At 50.6% G+C, this 21,947-nt stretch carries 27 protein-coding genes; 11 read left to right on the top strand and 16 right to left on the bottom strand.

All coding sequences use genetic code 11. The features are described 5' to 3' along the window. Positions 1-55: 55 nt before the first annotated feature. Positions 56-742, top strand: coding sequence for an aminotransferase class V-fold PLP-dependent enzyme (locus ACQY8X_RS02605; RefSeq protein ID WP_428033582.1), 687 nt, complete (start codon positions 56-58; stop codon positions 740-742). 9 nt (positions 743-751) lie between these two features. Here the strand turns inward: ACQY8X_RS02605 and ACQY8X_RS02610 are convergent, their stop codons facing one another. The 8 genes from ACQY8X_RS02610 to ACQY8X_RS02645 form a co-directional block, all read right to left on the bottom strand. Further along, a complete protein-coding gene (locus tag ACQY8X_RS02610) occupies positions 752-2,068 on the bottom strand; it encodes a sensor domain-containing diguanylate cyclase (RefSeq protein ID WP_428033583.1) in 1,317 nt (438 codons plus the stop codon). Positions 2,069-2,179: 111 nt separating this feature from the next. After that, the gene (tcdA, locus tag ACQY8X_RS02615; RefSeq protein WP_428033584.1) at positions 2,180-2,980 is read right to left on the bottom strand and encodes a tRNA cyclic N6-threonylcarbamoyladenosine(37) synthase TcdA; all 801 of its coding nucleotides are present in this window, start codon (positions 2,978-2,980) and stop codon (positions 2,180-2,182) included. Between the two features lie 13 nt (positions 2,981-2,993). Then, positions 2,994-3,209 (bottom strand): hypothetical protein, encoded by a 216-nt coding sequence (locus ACQY8X_RS02620; protein WP_428033585.1) that lies wholly within the window; start codon positions 3,207-3,209, stop codon positions 2,994-2,996. Between the two features lie 31 nt (positions 3,210-3,240). Further along, a complete protein-coding gene (locus ACQY8X_RS02625) occupies positions 3,241-3,930 on the bottom strand; it encodes a TIGR01621 family pseudouridine synthase (RefSeq protein WP_428033586.1) in 690 nt (229 codons plus the stop codon). A gap of 16 nt (positions 3,931-3,946) precedes the next feature. Next, on the bottom strand, positions 3,947-4,183 hold the full coding sequence (locus ACQY8X_RS02630) for a hypothetical protein (RefSeq protein ID WP_428033587.1): 237 nt from the start codon (positions 4,181-4,183) through the stop codon (positions 3,947-3,949). 34 nt (positions 4,184-4,217) lie between these two features. Further along, positions 4,218-4,922 carry a DnaA regulatory inactivator Hda gene (gene hda, locus ACQY8X_RS02635; RefSeq protein WP_428033588.1) on the bottom strand — a complete coding sequence of 235 codons (705 nt, stop codon included), beginning with the start codon at positions 4,920-4,922 and terminating at the stop codon, positions 4,218-4,220. Positions 4,923-5,065: 143 nt separating this feature from the next. Next, the gene (locus ACQY8X_RS02640; protein ID WP_428033589.1) at positions 5,066-6,118 is read right to left on the bottom strand and encodes an AI-2E family transporter; all 1,053 of its coding nucleotides are present in this window, start codon (positions 6,116-6,118) and stop codon (positions 5,066-5,068) included. A 31-nt stretch (positions 6,119-6,149) separates the two neighbouring features. Beyond that, the gene (locus tag ACQY8X_RS02645; protein ID WP_428033590.1) at positions 6,150-7,229 is read right to left on the bottom strand and encodes a DUF2066 domain-containing protein; all 1,080 of its coding nucleotides are present in this window, start codon (positions 7,227-7,229) and stop codon (positions 6,150-6,152) included. 172 nt (positions 7,230-7,401) lie between these two features. Between ACQY8X_RS02645 and purM the strand changes: the two genes are divergently transcribed. From purM to ACQY8X_RS02670, 5 genes are read left to right on the top strand one after another with little or no spacing between them, the layout of a single operon-like run. Then, positions 7,402-8,460: a phosphoribosylformylglycinamidine cyclo-ligase gene (purM, locus tag ACQY8X_RS02650; protein ID WP_428033591.1), complete on the top strand. Its 1,059-nt coding sequence runs from the start codon at positions 7,402-7,404 to the stop codon at positions 8,458-8,460. Between the two features lie 2 nt (positions 8,461-8,462). Next, positions 8,463-9,116 carry a phosphoribosylglycinamide formyltransferase gene (gene purN / locus ACQY8X_RS02655; protein ID WP_428033592.1) on the top strand — a complete coding sequence of 218 codons (654 nt, stop codon included), beginning with the start codon at positions 8,463-8,465 and terminating at the stop codon, positions 9,114-9,116. A 4-nt stretch (positions 9,117-9,120) separates the two neighbouring features. Then, positions 9,121-9,825 carry a DUF3108 domain-containing protein gene (locus ACQY8X_RS02660; RefSeq protein ID WP_428033593.1) on the top strand — a complete coding sequence of 235 codons (705 nt, stop codon included), beginning with the start codon at positions 9,121-9,123 and terminating at the stop codon, positions 9,823-9,825. Then, a complete protein-coding gene (locus ACQY8X_RS02665) occupies positions 9,825-10,091 on the top strand; it encodes a YfcL family protein (protein ID WP_428033594.1) in 267 nt (88 codons plus the stop codon). The genes ACQY8X_RS02660 and ACQY8X_RS02665 overlap by 1 nt, the downstream gene beginning before the upstream one ends. Continuing rightward, positions 10,088-10,483, top strand: coding sequence for an immunity 22 family protein (locus tag ACQY8X_RS02670; protein ID WP_428033595.1), 396 nt, complete (start codon positions 10,088-10,090; stop codon positions 10,481-10,483). Before ACQY8X_RS02665 ends, ACQY8X_RS02670 begins: the two co-directional genes overlap by 4 nt. A gap of 179 nt (positions 10,484-10,662) precedes the next feature. On the opposite strand, the gene ACQY8X_RS02675 is transcribed toward ACQY8X_RS02670, so the two are convergent. After that, positions 10,663-10,974 (bottom strand): MGMT family protein, encoded by a 312-nt coding sequence (locus ACQY8X_RS02675; protein ID WP_428033596.1) that lies wholly within the window; start codon positions 10,972-10,974, stop codon positions 10,663-10,665. Positions 10,975-11,315: 341 nt separating this feature from the next. On the opposite strand from ACQY8X_RS02675, the gene ACQY8X_RS02680 reads away from it, so the two are divergent. From ACQY8X_RS02680 to nhaA, 4 genes are all read left to right on the top strand, one after another. After that, positions 11,316-11,987 (top strand): DUF3047 domain-containing protein, encoded by a 672-nt coding sequence (locus tag ACQY8X_RS02680; RefSeq protein WP_428033597.1) that lies wholly within the window; start codon positions 11,316-11,318, stop codon positions 11,985-11,987. A 99-nt stretch (positions 11,988-12,086) separates the two neighbouring features. Next, entirely contained in the window at positions 12,087-13,853 is a 1,767-nt protein-coding gene (locus tag ACQY8X_RS02685) for a DEAD/DEAH box helicase (protein WP_428033598.1), read from the top strand. A 227-nt stretch (positions 13,854-14,080) separates the two neighbouring features. Beyond that, the gene (locus tag ACQY8X_RS02690; RefSeq protein WP_428033599.1) at positions 14,081-14,473 is read left to right on the top strand and encodes a hypothetical protein; all 393 of its coding nucleotides are present in this window, start codon (positions 14,081-14,083) and stop codon (positions 14,471-14,473) included. Between the two features lie 101 nt (positions 14,474-14,574). Next, positions 14,575-15,939, top strand: coding sequence for a Na+/H+ antiporter NhaA (nhaA, locus tag ACQY8X_RS02695; RefSeq protein ID WP_428033600.1), 1,365 nt, complete (start codon positions 14,575-14,577; stop codon positions 15,937-15,939). A 92-nt stretch (positions 15,940-16,031) separates the two neighbouring features. On the opposite strand, the gene ACQY8X_RS02700 is transcribed toward nhaA, so the two are convergent. Further along, positions 16,032-16,547, bottom strand: a complete 516-nt coding sequence (locus tag ACQY8X_RS02700; RefSeq protein ID WP_428033601.1) for a MerR family transcriptional regulator — start codon at positions 16,545-16,547, stop codon at positions 16,032-16,034. Positions 16,548-16,723: 176 nt separating this feature from the next. Between ACQY8X_RS02700 and ACQY8X_RS02705 the strand changes: the two genes are divergently transcribed. Beyond that, positions 16,724-17,317: a LysE family translocator gene (locus ACQY8X_RS02705; RefSeq protein ID WP_428033602.1), complete on the top strand. Its 594-nt coding sequence runs from the start codon at positions 16,724-16,726 to the stop codon at positions 17,315-17,317. Here the strand turns inward: ACQY8X_RS02705 and ACQY8X_RS02710 are convergent. The 6 genes from ACQY8X_RS02710 to sucD form a co-directional block, all read right to left on the bottom strand. Then, positions 17,306-18,133, bottom strand: a complete 828-nt coding sequence (locus tag ACQY8X_RS02710) for a helix-turn-helix domain-containing protein (protein ID WP_428033603.1) — start codon at positions 18,131-18,133, stop codon at positions 17,306-17,308. The two genes, ACQY8X_RS02705 and ACQY8X_RS02710, sit on opposite strands and share 12 nt — an antisense overlap. A gap of 35 nt (positions 18,134-18,168) precedes the next feature. Beyond that, positions 18,169-18,666, bottom strand: a complete 498-nt coding sequence (locus ACQY8X_RS02715; RefSeq protein ID WP_428033604.1) for an MOSC domain-containing protein — start codon at positions 18,664-18,666, stop codon at positions 18,169-18,171. Between the two features lie 62 nt (positions 18,667-18,728). Beyond that, positions 18,729-19,304 carry a hypothetical protein gene (locus ACQY8X_RS02720; protein WP_428033605.1) on the bottom strand — a complete coding sequence of 192 codons (576 nt, stop codon included), beginning with the start codon at positions 19,302-19,304 and terminating at the stop codon, positions 18,729-18,731. Positions 19,305-19,315: 11 nt separating this feature from the next. Then, positions 19,316-20,542, bottom strand: a complete 1,227-nt coding sequence (locus ACQY8X_RS02725) for a S1C family serine protease (protein ID WP_428033606.1) — start codon at positions 20,540-20,542, stop codon at positions 19,316-19,318. A gap of 92 nt (positions 20,543-20,634) precedes the next feature. After that, entirely contained in the window at positions 20,635-20,916 is a 282-nt protein-coding gene (locus tag ACQY8X_RS02730) for an HlyU family transcriptional regulator (RefSeq protein ID WP_428033607.1), read from the bottom strand. Positions 20,917-21,069: 153 nt separating this feature from the next. Continuing rightward, a complete protein-coding gene (sucD, locus tag ACQY8X_RS02735) occupies positions 21,070-21,945 on the bottom strand; it encodes a succinate--CoA ligase subunit alpha (RefSeq protein WP_091358072.1) in 876 nt (291 codons plus the stop codon). Positions 21,946-21,947 lie beyond the last annotated feature (2 nt).

The following is a 21,947-nucleotide window of genomic DNA, read 5'->3' on the forward strand; positions in this document are numbered from 1 at the left end:
ATAACAAAATGCCAGATGATTTAGCTGGTAAAGACTTAGCCAGTCGGGCTGAAACATGGGGGGCGAACGACAGACACTGTCGTCATTCGTCAATGGGTATTCCAGGCAGGGGATCGCCCTGCGCACCGGTCATCATTGCGCGATGCCATTGATGGAACGGCTCGGCCTGCCCGGCACGGTCAGAGCATCATTCTGCTTCTACAACACCCTTGAAGAGGTTGAGCGCTTTGCCCAGGCGCTGGAGCAAATTAGCCAGATGCGCAGCTTTGCGCTAGCCGACACTGTGTCGCAGCAATCCATCTTTGACAGCTCTCCGCTTGGCCGGGAGATATGTGACAGCGATATTCTCGCGCAGCTCATGCCGCTAAAAAGCTGGAATGACCGCTATCGGGAGATTATGCAGCTGGGTAAACAGCTACCTGCATTTACCTCCGCCATGAAAGCCGACCAGTATCGCATCAGCGGTTGTGAAAGTGATGCGTGGCTACAGGTAAGCCAGGATGCTGAAGGCAAACTGTGGTTTGCGGCTGATGCCGATGCCCGCATTATTCGCGGATTGATCGCACTGGTGTTAGCTGCACTCAATGGCCGCCAGCCTGAACAGATTCTGGCATTTGATATGGAAGATTATTTTGCCCGGCTGCAACTGACCCGTCACCTGAGCCCATCCAGAGGAAACGGTCTGCAAGCGATTATTGCTGCGGTCAGGGAACAGGCAGTTAAACGTGCGCAACAGCCCTGAGGGCGGCGCTTAAAACAGCTCGGGCTGAGTAATATCGCCCTCCCGGGTAATGTAGATCCGATTACGCCCCTCTGCCTTTGCTTCATAGAGGGCGTCATCGGCACATTTAATCAAACTATCCAAAGACTGCGAGTGGATCGGGAAGCTGGCAAGCCCGGCACTAAAGGTATAACTGATCTCCCGGCCTTCTAACTCCAGCACCACTGGCGTATCCCCCAGGGTCTCTTTCAGCTGCTCTATCAGTTGCTTGGCATTGTCCACTGATGTATTGGGCAGCAACAACAAAAACTCCTCACCGCCCCAGCGCATCAGAGAGTCGGATTTACGCAACGTGCTGTTCATCAGCTCAACAAAATGTTTGAGTACTGAATCTCCGACCAGGTGCCCGTATGTATCATTAATGTTCTTAAAATGGTCCAGGTCGATGAGACAGATACTCAGCTGCTGATTGTAGCGAAGCGCATAACTAAGCTGCTTTGAAAAGTGAATATAACCGGCCCGCCGGTTCAGCAGGCCGGTAAGATGATCATGACTGGCTTGCTCCCGTAACTGGTCTTCCAGGTCTTTACTACGGGTAATATCATGAACCATGCCGACCATCCGTAAAGGCTTGCCCGCCTCATCATGCTGACAGATGCGCCCCCTATCCCTGACCCAGATATAGTTGCCATCACGTTTGCGTATCTGGTATTCCGCACTATAACTAGCGGCCCGTCCTTCAAGGTGATCGTTCAGCGCAGCAATCACCCGTTCTCGGTCCGACTCATGCAGCGCTTGCGTCCAGGTTTCCAGATTCGGCTCCATTTCATTGGGCAGATAACCTAACATCCTTTTTAACTGGGGCGAGAAAAATACCTCACTGCTGCTGATCTCCCAGTCCCACAACCCGTCAACCGCTTCGTTCAGAGCATAGGTCAGGCGTGCATCCTTAGTCCGGAAAGCCTCCCGCTGCGAAGAGGTCCGGTCAAGATTTCGGGCAACAGAAAGAAAAAGCTGTCGCCCCTCAAATTCAATTACACTGGTGTAGACTTCAACCGGGAAATAGGTGCCATGCTGATGATAGTGACGGCCGATAAAGGTAAAGGCATTAGGGTGTGAGGAAGTGATCATCGCCGCAATCTGCGCCCAGTGCTCTTCGTTTTCTACACCTTGTTGTAACGAGATAACGCTGTGCTGTAGCAGCTGCTCGCGACTCATCCCCAGATCTTGCCAGGCGCAGGTATTTGCATCGAGAATGCGCGAGCTGAGAGGATCTATAACATAGATCGCATCACTGCAGCCCTCAAAAATAGCTTTATAAAATCCTTCTGAAAAGCACATTGACATTAATCAGCCAGGCGTCCGTTTTGGAAACAATCAAAACACTTTAGCCTGATATACTAAAAGGTCAACCGGGATCTTCAGCCACCCTCTTATTTCAAGCATATTAAAGTGAACTTATAGCGTGTTTTTCTCACGTTCAGCTCTTTCGAGCATCTTTTGCAACACCCGCGATACTGCGACAAAGCCAAAGGTAGCGGTGACACAGGCAGACGCCCCAAAACCGCCACTGCAATCGAGACGGGTATTGCCATCGGCAACCGTCTTCATCTGACAGACACTGCCATCCGGCTGAGGATAAACTAGCTGCTCAGTCGAGTAGACACAATCCACAGCAAAACGCCGGCCACTTTTACTGAAGTTATAATAGCGCCGCAACAGTGAACGGGTTTTAGCCGCCAGCGGGTCATGGTTGGTTTTGCTCAGGTCAGCGATATTGATCTGCGTGGGGTCTGTTTGCCCACCGGCACCGCCGACCGTAATAATCGGAATTTTATTCCGCTTGCAATGCGCTATCAGCGCAGCCTTCTCTTTAACACTGTCGATACAATCGATTACGTAATTAAAATGACGGCCAATCAGCTGCGGAATATTCTCAAGAGTGACAAAATCATCAACTATTTCAACCCGGCACTGAGGATTTATATGAGCTATTCTGGCAGCCATCACCTCTGTTTTCGGCTCCCCGATGGTGCTATCGAGCGCATGTATCTGCCGGTTGGTATTGGTGACACAGATATCATCCAGATCGATCAGCGTAATATGACCAATGGCTGAGCGCGCCAGCGCCTCAGCAGCCCAGGAACCTACCCCACCGATACCAATCACACAGATATGAGATTGGCGAAACAGCTCAGTTCCAACCACGCCGTACAGCCGCTGAGTGCCACCAAAGCGCTGATTAAAAGAGTCGGTCATAGCAAAACACGCCTTAAAAATCGTCTTCGGTGAGTTCAGTCAGTACTACGTTGCCGCAACGTTTACACTCACCTTCAATAAAAACAACCCCTTTGTAGAGGTATTCCCGGGGGTTTTTCATTCCCAGATTGGCTTCCTGACAGTGGTCACACCAGGTTTCCTGAAGAAACGCCTGCTGCTCTTCCTCGCTACGGACACTAAAATCCCGCTCGGTTCGGTCATCTTGCATTGCAACACTCTTATTACACTTAGATCATATTTTACGATTTTGGCCAGGCAAGACTGCCCGGCGGTTTCCAGCTCTCCAGCTGCAGTGTTACCGGTGCCTGAAGAAACAGCTCACCAATATCCGGATCACACAGATACTCCCGTCGCTGCCCCTGCCAGTCAAATGCCAGCCCCCAGGCATGCAGATAACCCCGGTCAGCGAATGCCTCAGCAGCACTATGGTAACGCTGGTCACCAATGATAGCCGCACCGATACTTTTCAGGGCTACCCGTAACTGATGGGTCTTACCGGTTAACGGCCGCAGCAGAAACAATCGTAATCCCGGCAACGGCGCACAACTGAAAAAACGGGTTACTGCCGGATTATTCATTCCGCTGGTCAGTTTCCAGCTGCCTCGGCGGCTGCGCACCATATCGCCTTTAATCAACCCCTGTTTTTTACGGGGCTTTTGATCAGACAATGCGATGTAGTATTTTTCGACTGATCGTTGCTGAAATTGCTGGGAAAGGATGGACGCAGCCTGCGCATGGCGCGCCAGCAATAATAAGCCCGAGGTCATTTTATCCAGACGATGCACCAGATACAGTGGACCGCAATTCAGCTCAGCGGAGATTTGCTGCAATAACCCGGTCTCCGCCTCATCACGATGAACAGAGATGCCCGGTGCTTTATTGATGAGCAGATAATCATCTGTCTGATCAACCAGGGCATACCCTTTCATTGTTGCCCTGCCCATATCAGAACAACGAGACGTACGCCTGCAATGAGTGTCCATGCCAGTAAAGCCCGGTTAACCGACGGGTTACCCAGTGCGCTTCAGCATTACTGGCTTCAATAGTCATCACCGCAACCGTCTGCTCAGGCAGGTCACCGGGGATAATGTCCAGTTCATCAACTTCAGCATAGTGAGCTAACAGCTCTCTCAATTCGCTTTCCGTTACATCGGATGTAAAACCAGCCAGGATAATATTCATAGTACGCCGTAATTTAAGAGTCAGCTATTAAGGATCAAAGCCCCAGAACCTGCTTCACAAATGGTATGGTTACCTTGCGTTTGGCACTCAGAGAAGCGGAGTCCAGTTTATCGAGTAACTCAAACAGGTCAGCCATGCTGCGGCTTGCCCGATGGATCAGAAACCAGGCAACCTCTTCACTGATGGTAAAACCACGCCCACGGGCGCGCAACTGCAAGGCACGTACTTTACCGTCATCGTCAAGATTATGCACCTGAAACACCATTCCCCAACTCAACCGGGAGGCCAGATCAGGAAGATTAAGATTTAACTGCCTGGGCGCACGATCACCGGCCACCAGCAAACGGTTGTTTTCAGCACGGATACGATTAAAGAAGTGAAAAACACCCTCTTCCCACTGTTTATTGCCCGCGATTATCTGAATATGATCGAGGCAGACCAGATCAAGATGCTCCATCCCCTCAAGCACACCAGGGCCCATATCCAGTAGTTCATCCAACGGTAGATAAACCGCAGTCCGGCCAACCGGATCAGACGCATGACAAACGGCCTGCAGCAGATGCGAGCAGCCGCTGTCACGGTTTCCCCAGATATATAAGTATTGCTCCCCTTCCCCCCGGGCAGCCTGATCCAGGGTGTTGCACAGCAACTCATTCCCCTGGCAAAGGAAATTCTCAAATCGGGCATCATCCCGCAGAGTGATACCCAGAGGTATCTGAAAGGGTTCAGGACTACTCATCTATCAATACTTATTGGCCAGCAGAACGCCAGACCTTTCTCACCGTTTAAGTTTCTGGATTTTCAAGCTTTGCGGTACGGGTTAAGCTCGTTATTTTATCAGCGCCGAACCTTACAGCGCAGCATCATCACTATACAGACTGCTCAACAGTCATAAAGTTTACTACTTTTGTATCCCTGATGCAGATGACGAAGGAGCACCATAATAACGGCAGCAACGGGAAGTGCAATCAAAATCCCCACAAAACCAAACAGCTGCCCACCCGCCATAATGGCAAATATTACCGCCACGGGATGCAGCCCGATCCGGTCCCCCACCAGCAGTGGCGTCAGCACCATCCCTTCCAACGCCTGACCAATGGCAAAAACCACGCCGACCCAGGCCAACATCGTAATATCATTAAACTGCAGCATCGCGGCAACACCCGCTGCGACAATACCGACAATAAACCCCATATAGGGCACAATACTGGCAAGACCCGCCAGCATTCCCACCAATAAAGCCAGATCAAGACCTACGCTCCAAAGTCCAAGAGAGTAGATGACCCCAAGTGCCAGCATCACCAGCAACTGCCCTTTAATAAAGGCGCCCAACACCTCATCACACTCCTGAGCCCAAAGTGTTACCTTTTTTTCAACATTGCGCGGCAAAAGAAAACCTATTTTATCCATCATCACATCCCAGTCACGTAACAGATAAAACGTCACTACCGGAATCAGTGCCAGATTAGCCACCCATGCGGCCAGTGCCAGACCGGACTGTCCCACACTACTGAATACGCCTTTAAGCAGGCTGCCTGTCTGTTGCCAGTGACCACTGATAAGCGCTTTCACGCTTTGCATATCAAATCCTTCAAAGGAGATGCCGACATGCGCCTCGACCCAGGGGATCCACACCGTCTCAACCATGGTAAGCACCTGCGGCACCATTTTAACCATCACCTGCAGCTGCGAACCCAGTTTTGGCAATAACCAGACCACCAGCAACAGTAAAACCGTGGTCATCACCAGAAACACCACGACCACGGACAGCGTCCGGCTTAATCCACGGGCCTCCAGCCGGTCAGCCAGTGGATCGGTCAGATACGCCAAAAGCGCTGCAATCAGAAAAGGTGACAGAATCGGCTGCAGCAGATAAAGCAGAAACCCCAGCACCAGGGTAAAAATAAGAAAAAACCAACGTTGTGAATCGCTCATAAGCACTCCCTTTCAACCATTACCGGCTTCACTATTCCTGTTGCCAGCGATAAGCATACACCGTTTCAGCACCCGCATTGCTCATACGTGGCATTGGCGACATCCGCGGATTAAGGCGTACCGCCTGTTCCAACGCCTGTACACCACCCTGAAGCTCCACCCGGAACAACACCCGGTCGGCATCGACACCACTGACCCGCACCGCATCAACCGGAGGCAACTGCCGCAGATAGTCCAGCAGCTGCAGATAGTCTTCTATTTCGACTATATTAGTGACTTCAAGTTGCAAACCTGTTTCGACGTAATCAAAACGGGAAGCGCCCAGCGAAGCCAGAGCAAAATCTGCCGTATCATTGATCACCTGCTTCAGCTGTTCTGATAGCGATCCCGAAGGTGAAATGGCGCGCGCCTGTCCCTCTTTGATCAACAACCACTCGGTTTGCCACGCCCCACCACTGCTCTGTAACAACCGCCCAACCAGAATACCGTCCGGCTGGTAGCGCACCGACGCCTGCTCTATCGGCGCACGGAAAAAGCCCCACAGATCACTGACATCGAGGGCATTCTGATCATTCAGGTCCAGCAAAGGTATACTCAGCGGCAGCCCCCGCAGATCAGCCTGCTGCTGCAGTTCGGTATAGATTTGACTGTCATGAGAAACGAAATCGCGGCTGGCAGCACCCCGCTGCTGAACCAGCCAGACCAGCATCACTGGCCGGGCATGGCCGATTGCTCTCATACCTGACTGCTGCAGCAACTGATCGATCAGTACCGGATCAAACTCCAACAACAGCCGTTGCCCGAGCACTTCACGACCATCTCCGGCGGAGACCGGGGTCTGGGTAGCCTGATAGCCAAACTGATTCAGCCACGCCGCTGGCTGCTGTAATGCATTCACCACCGCAGGCTTGTTAACCACGTTACTGCGTCCGGATACCTTGACCAGCACCTCTTTCAGACCTGACCGCAACTGTTCAACCGCCGGTTGAGTCAGCTGTTCCGGGACTAGCAGCTCAGCGGAATAGAGCCCCTTAACAGTGGCTGCCTGCCCCAGACTACAGATAACGGTTAATAGCAACATCAGCAGAGCGTTACAAAGATTACGCATCATGTTCGTTTTCATATCCTGTTTTACTGCCAGAACAACAATCCTGACAGTCTGAAAAAAATGTCCTTTAAAACGGCATAAACTTTAACACACAATAGCCGCCTCACCAGCAACCTGATAGAATACGCCTCAAATTTTTCTATCAGTAATCAGCCCGAACAGGTTCACACATACTATGTCTGCAACTGACAATAACACTCCTATCAGCTACAAAGACGCTGGCGTCGATATCGACGCTGGCAACGCACTGGTTGATCGTATTAAAGGCGTTGCTAAACGCACCGCACGCCCTGAAGTGATGGGCGGCCTGGGTGGCTTTGGCGCCCTGTGCGAAATTCCTGAGGGCTATAAGAAGCCCGTTCTGGTATCAGGCACTGATGGTGTCGGTACCAAGTTGCGTCTGGCGATGGACCTGAAGAAGCACGATACCATCGGTATCGATCTGGTAGCGATGTGCGTCAACGATCTGATCGTCGCCGGAGCAGAGCCCCTGTTCTTCCTTGATTACTACGCCACCGGTAAACTGAATATCGACATCGCAGCCGATGTTGTCACAGGCATAGGTGCTGGCTGCGAGCTGGCTGGTGCGGCACTGGTTGGCGGTGAAACCGCCGAAATGCCTGGTATGTATGAAGGCGAAGATTACGATCTGGCAGGTTTCTGTGTTGGGGTAGTCGAAAAAGACGAGATTATTGACGGGTCTAAAGTCGCAGTCGGTGACAAACTGATTGCACTGCCATCATCAGGCCCACATTCAAACGGCTACTCACTGATTCGTAAGATTATTGAAGTTCGCAATGCGGACCTGAGCGGCACGGTTGATGGTAAACCACTGACTGAAGCACTGATGGAACCCACCCGCATCTACGTCAAGCCGGTTCTGGAACTGATTAAGAAAAGTCAGGTAAATGCACTCTCCCACATTACCGGTGGCGGCCTGCTGGAAAACATCCCCCGGGTTCTGCCGCAGAGTGCTAAAGCAGTAATTGATATTTGTAGCTGGCAGATGCCGGAAGTATTCCGCTGGATTCAGGCACTGGGTAATGTTGATTCACGCGAGATGTATCGCACCCTGAACTGCGGTATCGGTATGGTTATCGTAGTTCCTGCCAGCACTGCAGACACGGCATTACAGATTCTGCAAGATGCCGGCGAAGCCCCCTTTATCGTCGGTGAGATTGCTGCCGCATCTGCAGGAGAAGAGCAGGTAGAGCTGCTGGGCCTGGAGGCCTGAGGATGGCAGAAAAGAGCATTGTTGTGCTGATATCCGGTAGTGGATCAAATCTGCAGGCGATCATCGATGCTATTGCGAGCGGCCAGATTAATGGCCGCATCGCTGCCGTACTCAGCAATAAAGCGGATGCTTATGGCCTGATACGCGCCAGAACAGCAGGCATTCCTGAAATCATTATCAGCCATAAAGACTATGACAGCCGCGAAAGTTTTGACGCAGCGATGATCAAAGCGATCGATGCCTACCAACCGGACCTTATCGTCCTGGCTGGCTTTATGCGGATCCTCACTGCCGATTTTGTCCGTCACTATCGGGGGCGGATGTTTAATATCCACCCATCCCTGCTGCCTAAATATAAAGGTCTGCACACCCATCAACGAGCGCTGGAGGCGGGGGATTCACAGCACGGCTGTACTGTCCACTTCGTCACTGAAGAACTGGATGGCGGACCACTAGCGCTGCAGGCACCCATCGACATCCTCGCAACGGATACGATTGAAAGTCTGCAACAGCGGGTTCACAGTGCTGAGCATAAAATCTACCCCCTTGCTGTTGAGTGGTTCTGTGCTGAGCGTCTGACACTTTCAGTTTCAGGATCAGTTCAGCTGGATGGAACTACTCTGGCACCTGAAGGATATCAATTCACTCAGGAGTAAACTGATGCGTATCAGCACATTACTTATCACTGCATTATTACTTGTGTCAGCCCTGCCGGGACAAGCAGCAGAGTTGTTCCGACCCTACAAAGCAGTCTACAAAGCACAATGGGACATGGGCATCTCATTTGGTGGTGACGCCATCGGACAACTGCAGCGCAAAGGTGACCGCTGGATAACATCCCTTAGTGCCGAAGCGCTGATCGCTAAGGTGAATGAATTTTCAGAGTTCACCGTCAAAGATCAGACCATTCAGCCTCAGCATTATGAATACCACCGTAAGGTTATCGGCAACAATAAAGATGCAGTGCTGCAGTTTAACTGGAACACCGGCACCGTACTTAACGACATAGCCAAAAAGCCCTGGACGATGGATGTTACTGAAGGTACCCAGGACAATCTCAGTTATCAGATGCAATTACGACTGGACCTTGCTGCAGGCAAAACAGAACTGAGCTATCAGGTTGCTGACGGCGGCAAGATCAAAACTTATCCGTTCATCATCATCGGCAGCGAGACAGTCACCACTGCTATTGGTTCTTTTGAAACGATAAAAATACAGCGCGACCGGGGTCCGGACAGCAAGCGTGATACGTTCATCTGGTGCGCGCCTGAACTCGACTATATGGTCGTCAAACTGCAACAGGTCGAAAAAAGCGGCAAAGAATACAGCCTGCTGATCGATAAACTGGAATTTATGGACCTCTGATGAGTGCATACGAACAACAGGCTGAATCAATCTATAACCGGCTGCTCGAACTGGAAAGCGGTGCCGAACCCAACCAGCTGTTTCTCTGCAGCTACCTGCTGGGCCATATAAGCCTGATCAGCGCTGAACAGGGAGAGAGCGCCCTGCAGTTTAACCAGCGGGTAGAGCAAAGCCTGGACGATGCATTTAAGGTAGATAAGCTCAGTGATGAAGATGTCAGCGATATCCGCTCACTCTGGCTTCAACTTAGCGAGACTGCGAAATGAATTTTGCCAAAGAGGGTATCGTATCGGTCTGGTATTCAACGACCGACTACGCCAGCATTCCAGACAGCTATTTTGAAGAGGATGAGCAGGGCCTGGATCGCTGGGCGAAAAACTTCGAGATCAGCGAATACGATTCGGAAAATCTGGAAACTAATGGTGTTGATACAGGTAAAACAGCAGTGCTCGACATTATCGGCCCCTGCTCCTGGTCGTACTCATACGGCGATGCGGTGATCAAAAAGATTGAAAAGCTCGGCGACACGCAGATCAGCTGGTTGATACTCCTGTTCGATTTTGAATACCGCGCTAAAAAGACCCATATTTTTGAAGATGAATATGTGCACTTTGTCGGCTGCTTTCCATACGATATGGATGCAGGAAACCTCAAATAAGTTTCAGCATCACTGTTTTTGCTGCGGCTCATAGCCATCCTGGAGGCGGGATATCAATCTCCATCGAGACCCGCCAGACTAATTTTGTATCCGCAGCCCACTCTGCATCGGCCTCCCCCCTGATACATCGCAACCGCCCACAGAACAGTGTTAACTGTTTGCGCGACATTGCCGCACATTCAGCAGCGCCAGCGAAAATCAGCCAGACGAACCCGGCCATGCAGCACTGCAACCCCCTCCTCCTGCAACATTTCAACCTGCCGGAGATAGCCCTCACTACCAACCGGCAGTGAGATCCTGCCACTGGCATTCACCACCCGAAACCAGGGCAGCCGGGTATCACCCGGTAACTGGCTGAGACAGCGCCCAACCAGCCTGGCAGCACCAGGCACTCCAGCCTGCTCAGCTACCTGCCCGTAGGTGGCAACTTTCCCGACAGGGATGGCAGCCACCACTTGCCAGATCATCTCATAGGCTGGATTATGTGCCACGCTAAAACCCCATAAAAAAAATTCAATATAATGGACAACAGCGACAGCGAAAAGCTGTGCTATAACATCTCAGTCAACAAACTTATATTTATAACAGAAAGGGGCCTGGCATAAACCAGGCCCCTTGATAGGCGAAGAATATAACGATGACAGCTGCTACAGTGAGGGGAACATTGCAGCAACCCTTTCGCCCACAGTTACAGATCAGTGTGCCCTGCCGTACTGCAGAGAGCTGCCAGCAACCGGCAACAACCAGATCAGAGAGCGCCTGAAGGGGGAGATGGCCTTTAAAACTCTGATACACTGATCCAAAACGTAATTTTAGTATAGTCGAATCTGATATGTGTAAAGTGAAAATGCCCAACATTTACTCAATTGTTTCTGCCAGCATACTGCTATTCGTCGTTGCAGCAGCACCCACCCAGGCATCACCAGTCTCGATCCCAGGCTTCGACCCGCAAGGTATCACGCAGTGGGAACATAAGCACTTCTCAGGAGAAACCCACTACACTCTGACATCCGAAGGCGACAACCCGCTGCTTGAAGCGCGCTCTGACGGTTCGGCGTCCGGACTTTATTATAAAAAAACCATCACTATCGACAGCAAAACCAACCTCAGCTGGCGCTGGAAAATCAGTAAAACCTGGCCTTCCGCGACCGAAACCACTAAAGCCGGTGACGACTTTCCGGTACGTGTCTACATCGTCGTCTCAGATGGCCCCTTTTTCTGGCAAAAGCGCACACTGGTGTATGTCTGGTCTAATAATCAGCCCGTTGACAGCCGCTGGCCTAACCCCTTCACCGACAGAGCACTGATGTGGGCGGTCGACAGTGGTGACAAACTCACCGGCCAGTGGACCAGGCACAGCCGTAATCTGCAGAATGATCTGCAAATCGCGTTTGCCAAGACCTATACTGAGATTGAGGCGATAGCCATCATGACCGATAGCGATAACGGCGGAACAAACTTTCTAAGCTGGTACGATGATATCGCGTTAACTGAGTCGAAATAAGCAGCGTTATTAACCCCGCCAATAAAAAACGGGCTTTTATTCGACAATAGGCGTATAATTTCGCGTTTTACAATTCCATTCCTTCCGGTACCTTCAAATATGTCAGACACACAAGTCGCATTCAGCGACCTTGATCTCCCCTCTTCCGTTCTTAAATCCATTACAGAGCTTGGCTATGAAACACCATCCCCCATTCAGGCAGCGTGCATCCCGCTTCTGCTGAAGGGTCAGGATGTTCTGGGGATGGCGCAAACAGGTACCGGTAAAACTGCTGCATTTGCCCTGCCCCTGCTGAGCCGTATCGACCTGAAACTGAATAAACCTCAGGTTCTGGTGCTTGCACCAACACGCGAACTGGCGGTTCAGGTGGCTGAAGCGTTCCAGGCATATGCTCGTCATATCCCGGGTTTTCATGTATTACCAATCTATGGCGGTCAGAGCTACACCCTGCAGCTTAAACAACTGCGCCGCGGCCCACACGTTGTTGTTGGTACACCTGGCCGGGTTATGGATCACCTGGACCGTGGCACCCTGGTGCTTGATGAGCTGAAAGCGATGGTGCTTGACGAAGCAGACGAAATGCTGCGCATGGGCTTTATCGATGATGTTGAAACCATCATGGCTAAAACCCCTGCTGAGCGCCAGACTGCTCTGTTCTCTGCAACCATGCCAGAACAGATCCGCCGCATCACCAAACGTTACATGCGTGATCCACAAGAGATCAAGATCGCATCCAAAACCACTACCATGGAAAACATCGACCAGCGCTGCTGGATCGTTTCCGGGGTTAACAAGCTGGATGCACTGGTTCGAATTCTGGAAACTGAAGACTGCGGCGGCATCATTATCTTTGCCCGCACGAAAACAGCAACAACAGAGATCGCCGAAAAGCTGGAAGCGCGTGGCTATGCCGCTGCAGCCCTGAATGGTGATATGAACCAGCAGCTTCGTGAGCGTACCGTACAGCGCCTGAAAGACGCCAAACTGGACATCCTGGTTGCCACCGATGTTGCCGCACGCGGACTCGATGTAGAGCGCGTGGGTATGGTTATCAACTACGATATTCCTTACGACACTGAAGCCTATGTACACCGTATCGGCCGTACGGGTCGTGCAGGTCGTGACGGTAAAGCTATTCTGTTTGTTGCCCCCCGTGAGCGGCGCCTGCTGAAGCAGATTGAGCAAGCTACCCGCCAGCCAATCAAGCAGATGGATCTGCCTTCCCGCGATATGGTGCAGAATAAACGTCTGGAATCATTCCGCGAACAGATCACCACTATCTTCAATGACGAAGATATGGCGGCTTACCGTGAACTGATCGATCAGCTGGCAGTGGATACTGAGCTGGAAACACTGGATCTGGCGTCTGCCCTGCTCTACATGGCACAAAAAGAGAAGCCGCTTATCCTGCCACCCGAGCCAGAATTTAAGCCTCGCCGTGAGAAAGATAACGACCGCAACAGTGACCGGGATGGTGACCGGGGCGCTAAACGCGAACGGATTAACTATGCTGATCTGGATGTCTACCGCATGGAAGTTGGTCGCAACGATGGGGTACAGGTTAAAAATATCGTTGGCGCTATCGCTAACGAAGCAGATATCAACAGCCGTCACATCGGCGATATCCGCCTGTTTGATGACTACAGCACCGTTCAGCTGCCAAAAGGGATGCCTCCTGAGGTTCTGCAGCAACTGAAAGGTGTGTTTATCTGTCGTAAGAAGATTGATATCAGCCTGATGGAAGGCGAAATTGCCCGTCCAGCTCCGCGCAAACCCCGCACAGAGTTCAAAGGTAAAGGCCGTAATGAGCGCGGCAGCAGTGACCGCGCAGCGCCACGCAAGCCTCGTCCACGTCGGGACGCGTAAACCGCACAGCAAAACTTGATACTTGATAAAAGAGAGCCCTTTGGCTCTCTTTTTTTGTCTACCCATTGAGTTCGCGTAATCAACCTGCCGACTCAGAGCCATGTAACTGAATAACCTTTCCTCCGATCAGTATCCTATGCTTATATAAATACACGACCTATTAGAGATCTGAACAGACACTCAAAGCGTATAGCGAATAAGCTAACTCTGGCCGAAGGAAAACTGTTATGAATAAAACAATCACTCTGGTGTCCGCACTGACGTTCTTCACTGCCTTACCTGCCTTTGCAGAAGGTCACGCCAACACGGAAATCTCCCGCGATTATATTGCCGGCTTTCTCGCAGGTGCAGACCTCACCGACGGCGCCATTATTGACAACATCAGCTCAGGTAATGAAAGTGATTTTATTCAGCGGGCATACCGCACACGTCTGGGCAAAGAGCATCCAAGCCTACAACCGACCTATCTGGCGGGCTTCTGTATCCCTGAAGGGATTAGTGAAGAAAAACTGATCAATAGCATCAGCGATCAATTAAAACAAACCACCAAGCCAGCCAACACACAACGTGACACCATCGTTTATAGCGCCATAAAAGCACTTTACCCCTGCAACAAGTAATGCATAAGCATTTAAAATGAATCAAATCATGCTTAACACTACGAATTAGATACAATACAGCGGAAAGTTAAACAGCACAGTTCAGTAGCCTGGAGAGATTGATGAGACGGAGAAACAGGGTAGCGGGTAAAGAGTATGTTGCCCCCTGGGAAAGAGCATTTGAAACCGTATTAACCCCACTTGAAGAGTTCATTCACCGGCAGACAACCAGTGGTATATTGCTGATGCTGTTTGCCGTAATCGCACTTATTATCGCGAATACCCAGTTCAGTGAAACCTACCATCATTTTCTGCAAACCCATTTCGTCATTGGCCTGGAAGGCTTTCAGCTTTCAAAAACAGTCCACCACTGGATCAACGATGGTCTGATGGCGCTGTTTTTCCTTGTCGTAGGCTTGGAGCTTAAACGGGAACTACTGGTAGGCGAGCTTGCCAATATTAAACAAGCCTCTCTACCCATTATTGCAGCGGCTGGCGGTATGCTGATGCCCGCATTGATATATGTGTCGATCAACCCCGACGGACACACCATGAACGGCTGGGGCATTCCAATGGCTACCGATATTGCCTTCGCCCTGGGCGCACTGGCACTACTGGGTAAACGAGTGCCACAGAATCTGCTGATGTTTCTGGTTGCGCTGGCGATTGTAGATGACCTCGGCGCGGTGATCGTTATCGCGGTGTTTTATACCGAAACCATAAATTTAACCGCCCTGATGACCGCAGGATTGATGATATTTCTGCTGATCTGTCTGAATCTGGGGGGCATCAGGCGGATTCTGCCCTACTCACTGATTGGCGCTGTACTTTGGGTTGCAATGCTGAAAAGTGGAGTGCATGCCACGCTTGCCGGGGTTCTGCTGGCTTTTACCATCCCCATGAAACCAAAATATGATCCCGCCCGCTTCCATTCACTGGTACGTGACAGTGCTGAACACATCAAAAGCCTGTTCAGCCAGAATGAGAATATCATCATTAACGATGCACTAAGATCCCGGGTACGGGCACTGGGAGAAGGGGTATATAAAGTTCAGGCGCCCGCTCAGGTGCTCGAACACAATCTGCACCTGCCATCGGCTTATCTGATTATCCCGATATTTGCATTGGCCAATGCCGGGGTACCAATAAACTGGTCGGAGTTTTCAGATGTAATGGCTCACCCTGTCGCCCAGGGAATAGGAGCCGGGTTGATTCTCGGCAAACTGATCGGTATTGCCGGTTTTACCTGGCTGGCAGTCAAACTAAAAATCAGCGACCTGCCTTCCGGCCTCAACTTTAATCATATTATTGGAGTGGCCTTTATGGGGGGGATCGGTTTTACCATGTCGATCTTTATCGCCGAGCTCGGTTTTGCCCAATATCCAGCTGACCTGCTGATGGCGAAAACAGGCATTCTGTTTGCTTCCCTGATATCAGGCCTGATCGGCTTTAGCTGGCTGTACTTTAAGTCACCAAAACCGGTTTGATAGCAGCGTTTATTCTCAGATTAAAGAGAGCCACACGGCTCTCTTTTTGGTTAAAAAACCACGTTTATCCTGCATCGGCTGCAGCTACACAGTTAACAACGCGACCATGCCCGGATTCGATCGATTTCATCGGCGTCTATCTGCAACGACTCAAGAAACTCCTGATGCGCTTCAGGCTCCAGTGTTTCAAACTGGATGTGCCAGTTATGCATATCATCATCACTTAGCCCTGCGGCTCTCATGATCTCTGTCCAGCGCTCTTTCGTCACCATACTATTCTCCTCAGTGTCCGGCTGTTTCATAAATTTAAGAATCGCCATCTGCTGTTGATGAAGCCGCTCTATCTCTGCCTGTAGACGCTGTAGCTGATCCTGCAGAATGCGCTTCTGTTCACCCTTTCCATCCAGCAACAGCGCGATCTCAGAAACAGGAACGCCCAGCGCCCGGTAACTCACTATCTGTGATAACCGGAACAGCGCCTTGTCGCCATAAAGCCGATAACCATTGAGATCCCTCTTAAGAGGATGCAACAACCCTTCCCGCTCATAATAGAGAATCGTCGTCCGTGAAAGATTAAACTTTTTGGCCAGTAGAGAAATAGTCAGCACATCAACACCTCATTCACGATTCACAGCTAGCCTGAGGCCATCACCGGTAGACAGGTCAAGAGAGTTGCTTAGTAAATCTCAAAATTCCCCCTCAGCGCCGTAATAAAGATCAATTTTATTCAATATCCTACGCATCGACCACGGCATACTGATCCTCTTTCGTTGAGGAGAACAGCATGACCCTGTCTATCATTTTATCCATGTCGACTTTTGCGCTGGCGGCCTCTATCTCTCCCGGGCCAGTAAATCTTGTCTGCCTGAGCAGTGGCAGCCGCTACGCCATTTCGAAAGGTCTTATATTTGTCACCGGTGCGACTCTCGGCTTCATTGTTTTGTTTATAGCTATTGGGATGGGCCTTTATACGGCACTTGAAATGATCCCGGCTTTAACTAGTTTACTGCGCTGGGGCGGTATCATTTTCCTGCTGTACCTGAGCGTCAAACTTGCCGCCTTTGACGGGCAACTGCCACAACAGCAACCGGGGAAAGCCCCCGGATTTATAACCGGAGCGATGATGCAGTGGCTCAACCCTAAAGCCTGGCTGGCCTCAGCATCAGGAATCGGCGCATACACCAGCGGAAACGATATGCAGCAGCTGCTTCTGTTTGCGGCACTCTACCTGCCTATCTGCTGGCTATCGCTGGGAAGCTGGGTTTATGCAGGTGCATGTCTGCGCAGATATATCAGCCAGCCTGTAATACTCAAAACAATCAACCGGACTCTGGCTATCCTGCTGGTAGCCAGCTGCTTTTACCTTCTATCTGAGTAGAGATTGTCTGTACTGATTGGGGGTGGCAGCGACCATTCGTTTAAACGTACGCTGAAAATGGGGCTGGTCGGTAAAACCCGCAGTCAATGCAGCCTCAGCAATGGGCCGGCCTCGTTTTAACTCCCGCTGTCCCCGCTGAATCCGTCGATTAATCTGATATGCATGGGGCGTCAGACTGAAATACTGCTTAAATGAGCGGATGAGATAACCAGCGCTATAGCCAGTGCGAAGACACATCTCTGCCAGGGGAATATCCTCTGTGGCATTTTCATCAAGATACCCCGCAAGATCACTGAGTGCCTGCGGCACCTTCTCAAGTGGCAATGGATATTGACCTGCCAGACAGCTCAGTAAGCCGGAAAGATATTCGATAACCGCAGTTTGCTTCTCTGGCAGAGCCACCTGAGGGTTCAGCAAACAATCCGCCATCTGACAATATCCCTGATAAAACCACTGCTCAGAAACAACGGCGGTACCGATATCTTGCCACACAGGCTGCTCCAGCAAGCCAAGCCGGGTACGCAGCGCCGTTAGCCACCCAGTATCGATGTAGAGCATCAGATATGCCCAGGGCTGATTGTCGATCGGATTACAGGCGTGGACCCAATCTGGATTTATCAGCACCAGATCACCCGCACCGACCTGACACCGGTCATCCCGGTAACAAAACGTGCTGATACCTTCAGTAATTGCGCCAATTGACCACTGAGCATGGCTATGAGGTGCGTAACACACAGTCCTGCCATCACTCACCTGACGCAGTTCCACATAAGGCATACGTGAATCACGCCAAAAAACAGGCGTTGATCTATCCATTAATGCCCCTTTACCCTTTTCGTCCGTCACCACAATCAACCTGATACTTGCGGTATCAGCGGATCACCAACCCTGATCATACCTGACTCTAATACCCGCGCACACAGGCCACCATACCCCAGCATAGCCGCAGCCCCGCCCTGGCCCAGCGCCAGATCCATCCGGCGACAGGGGTGGCACAATGCTGTTGCTTCAAACTGCGCACCTCCCATAGTGAACTGTTGGTGCCGTAAAGCATTGAGATTAATACCACTGACCACCAGATTACGCCGTAACAGGGCCGGATCAATCGTGTTAATGCCAGTGTAGGTTTCGATCATCCGGATAAATTCAGCAGAGATCAGCGTAACCTGCCGGGCAGAGCCCGGTGTTTTGCTACAGCGATGATCACCCTCCAGCCCCAAGCCAGCCAACGCTTCAACGCTATCAACCACCTCAAGATCCGCTTTACGCGTTGGTCGCAGACCAATCCACTCAAGCCTGCCAGGATTAAGATCTTTACTATAGCGGGCAAACAGTTGCTTCTGAGTCATCCAATTCACCATAAAAAAGCGCCCTGAGGCGCTTAAGTTGATCTGATTTCAACCATTACCACTCAACGATCGAAATAGGTATAGTACTCACGAAAGAGCTCCTGAGCCTTACGGTCTTTTGCCAGATCATTCAGAAACAGCGACAGGCTGTTTTCCAGAAAGAGCTCCTCTGCAGGCTTCATTTCAGAAGTACGGGGACCGCTCCACATGTTCTCTACATCAGTGGAGGTCATCTCGTAGTCAAAAGTAGACAGCAGATCCCCCTGAACAAATACACCATACTGAACTTTAAAGCTTTTATTCGATACAACGGGGATTAACCCAAGAGTTCCCGCCGACAACATTAAACTTGAAAAACTGGTTGCATCAGCTTTCATGCGCAAGCCTTTCATAACGATAATACCAATAGGTGATCCCATAGCATCCTTGTCTACGGATTTAAAAGCACCATAGGCTTTTAGCTTCTCCGTAAAGGTGTCGCCCTCAATATTACTCTGGAACAATACAGGCGGATACGGATTCCCCTGATGAACATATTCAGTAAAAGACTCAGAAGGATCTGCAGCTTGCACCAGGCTTGAATTAAAAAGCACAACCAGTAGCAGGATAATCTTAAGCCGGATTAAATTAGTGAACATTTCAGCACTCCTTACTGATAACACAATATCTGTACAGTGAATTTAACCGCTGCGTCTGAAGCTGTTTCAAGACTTTTCTTCAGAGGCTTATAACGGTACTGAACATGCGAATGATCGAGAAAGCGGCGCATATATTCGGCACTCACAGCAAAATTGACATTCTGAGACGTGGTCCCGGTCTTCGCCAGCATCATTGACTGATTCAGACTACTGGTGACTACCCCTACAGCATTCCCCTTGTAATCGATTAATGGTCCACCACTGTTACCCGGCTGCACTGGCGCTGAAAACTGCAGATTGGCCAACGCACCTTTCAAGCCCCCCAAGGAGCTGATGTTACCCATTGTGAGACTGGGATAGTCTGCCATGATACTTCCTAGTGGATAGCCAGTAACAAATACACTCTGTCCCAATGCAACATCATCTGAGGCATTAGTAGGGATGCTGGCAAAACGTGCCGGTTGCAGATCAGCCTGCAGTACCGCAAGGTCAAGAACCCTGCTAACCGCAACCCTGTTCGCCGGATAGTTTTGCCCGTTATATCGCACTTCGGTTTTCAGGCACTGATTCACGACATGAGCTGCCGTAAGCAACTGCCCGGTACTGTTTATAAAGAAACCTGTACCGTTGCCTGCGGGCTTCATCTCTCCCAACAGTTTATCAAAGTCAGCCGTCTGCCGTTCCTCATCACTGACTGGCTGTTGTAAATCAGTATTCAGCGCTGCCATATGGTTCAGAAACCGGTGTGTGGATTCTTTCAGGGCCTCGGCATAAATACTGGTATAAGCTTCCTGCCATAGGTTTGCCCCGGTAACACTGGCATCCGTTGTAGTTTTAAAGACTTCATTACCCTGACGATCAAGGTATGAAGCGGTGACTGATACCTTAAATGTCCCCCACAGACTCGAAAACCCCGCCTCACTGCTAAGCTTGACCAGATAGCGAAAAGGCTGATCTTCAGCCAGTGGACCAGCAATGGAGAAGAAGTCAGGAAAGACTACGTCTGCTGCTTTTTTAAAGGATGGTCCTGGGTAGAATTTCCAGCGGGAATAGCCATCAGCCCCATTAACTTCTCGCTGCAGATCTTCACGGCCAATATAGTAAGCGAGTGGCGCAGCCACCGGAAGTGTCAGACTATTATCAAGCTTTGTTGCAACCTGAACACTGGAAGCATCTTTTACCGGTGCAACTTCACAGCCAGCCAACAATAGTGAAAGTGCAATAATGAGATATCGCATCAAAAAATCCCTTTATAACTATAAATTTAGTGGCAACTCTATCATATAAACAGAGTCAAATCCGATAGCAAAGCCAGCCCTCCTGCAGAGGGTCAACTGAAAACATTATCACCCTGCTGGTCAATCATCTGCTTTGCTTTACGGATCATCTCCTCGGCACAACTATCACTGGATGACAACATATCTGCGCGGATATAACGATGACTCTGCTCCCCCTTGGTAATCAGACCGTTCACTCGATAGCCGCCATCTTCACGAATCGGCGCGGGCGTAATGGTAAAGCCCTGATACTCTTCAGACGGGAGCGCTTCAGGCTCTTTAGGGCCGCTATCAGCAGACGCAAATATCGATTTAATAGATGAAAACAGACTCATAACAACTCCTTACGAATATAGGCATCCAGAATACCCGCAGAACTAACGTTAACTCAATCCGCAGACACAAAAAAACCGCCCTAAGGCGGTTTTTTTTCTAGCGACTAGCAAGTGACGAAGTCACGTCTAGCCACTGGAATAATCGCTAAGCGATTATTCCCAACCAGTCACTTCACGCAGACCGTCAGCGATCTGAGCCAGAGAGCGAACAGTCTTCACACCAGCGGCTTCCAGCGCAGCAAACTTCTCGTCTGCAGTACCTTTACCACCGGAGATGATCGCACCCGCATGGCCCATACGCTTACCGGCAGGTGCAGTCACACCAGCGATGTAAGATACGACAGGCTTAGTTACGTTTGCTTTGATGTAAGCAGCCGCTTCCTCTTCAGCGGAGCCACCGATCTCTCCGATCATCACAATCGCTTCAGTCTGTGGATCGTTCTGGAACATTTCCAGAATATCGATGAAGTTAGAACCTGGGATCGGGTCACCACCGATACCAACACAGGTAGACTGACCAAAACCAGCATCAGTTGTCTGTTTAACCGCTTCATAGGTCAGTGTACCGGAACGGGATACGATACCGACTTTGCCCGGCAGATGGATGTGACCTGGCATAATACCGATCTTACACTCTCCCGGCGTGATAACACCCGGGCAGTTTGGTCCGATCAGGCGCACGCCCAGGTTGTCACATACAACTTTACACTCAAGCATATCCATAACCGGAATGTGCTCAGTGATACAAACGATCAGCTTGATACCGCCGTTCGCAGCTTCCAGGATAGAATCCTTACAGAATGCAGCAGGAACGTAGATAACAGAAGCGTCTGCGCCAGTCGCTTCAACCGCTTCAGCAACAGTGTTGAATACCGGCAGACCCAGGTGTTCAGTACCGCCTTTACCCGGCGTTACACCACCAACCATCTTGGTGCCGTATGCGATAGCCTGTTCAGAGTGGAAGGTACCCTGGCCACCAGTGAAACCCTGACAGATTACTTTGGTGTCTTTATTAATCAGAACGGACATTA

It is taken from the genome of Amphritea sp. (assembly GCF_050300915.1).
In the GTDB taxonomy this organism is placed as follows: domain Bacteria; phylum Pseudomonadota; class Gammaproteobacteria; order Pseudomonadales; family Balneatricaceae; genus Amphritea.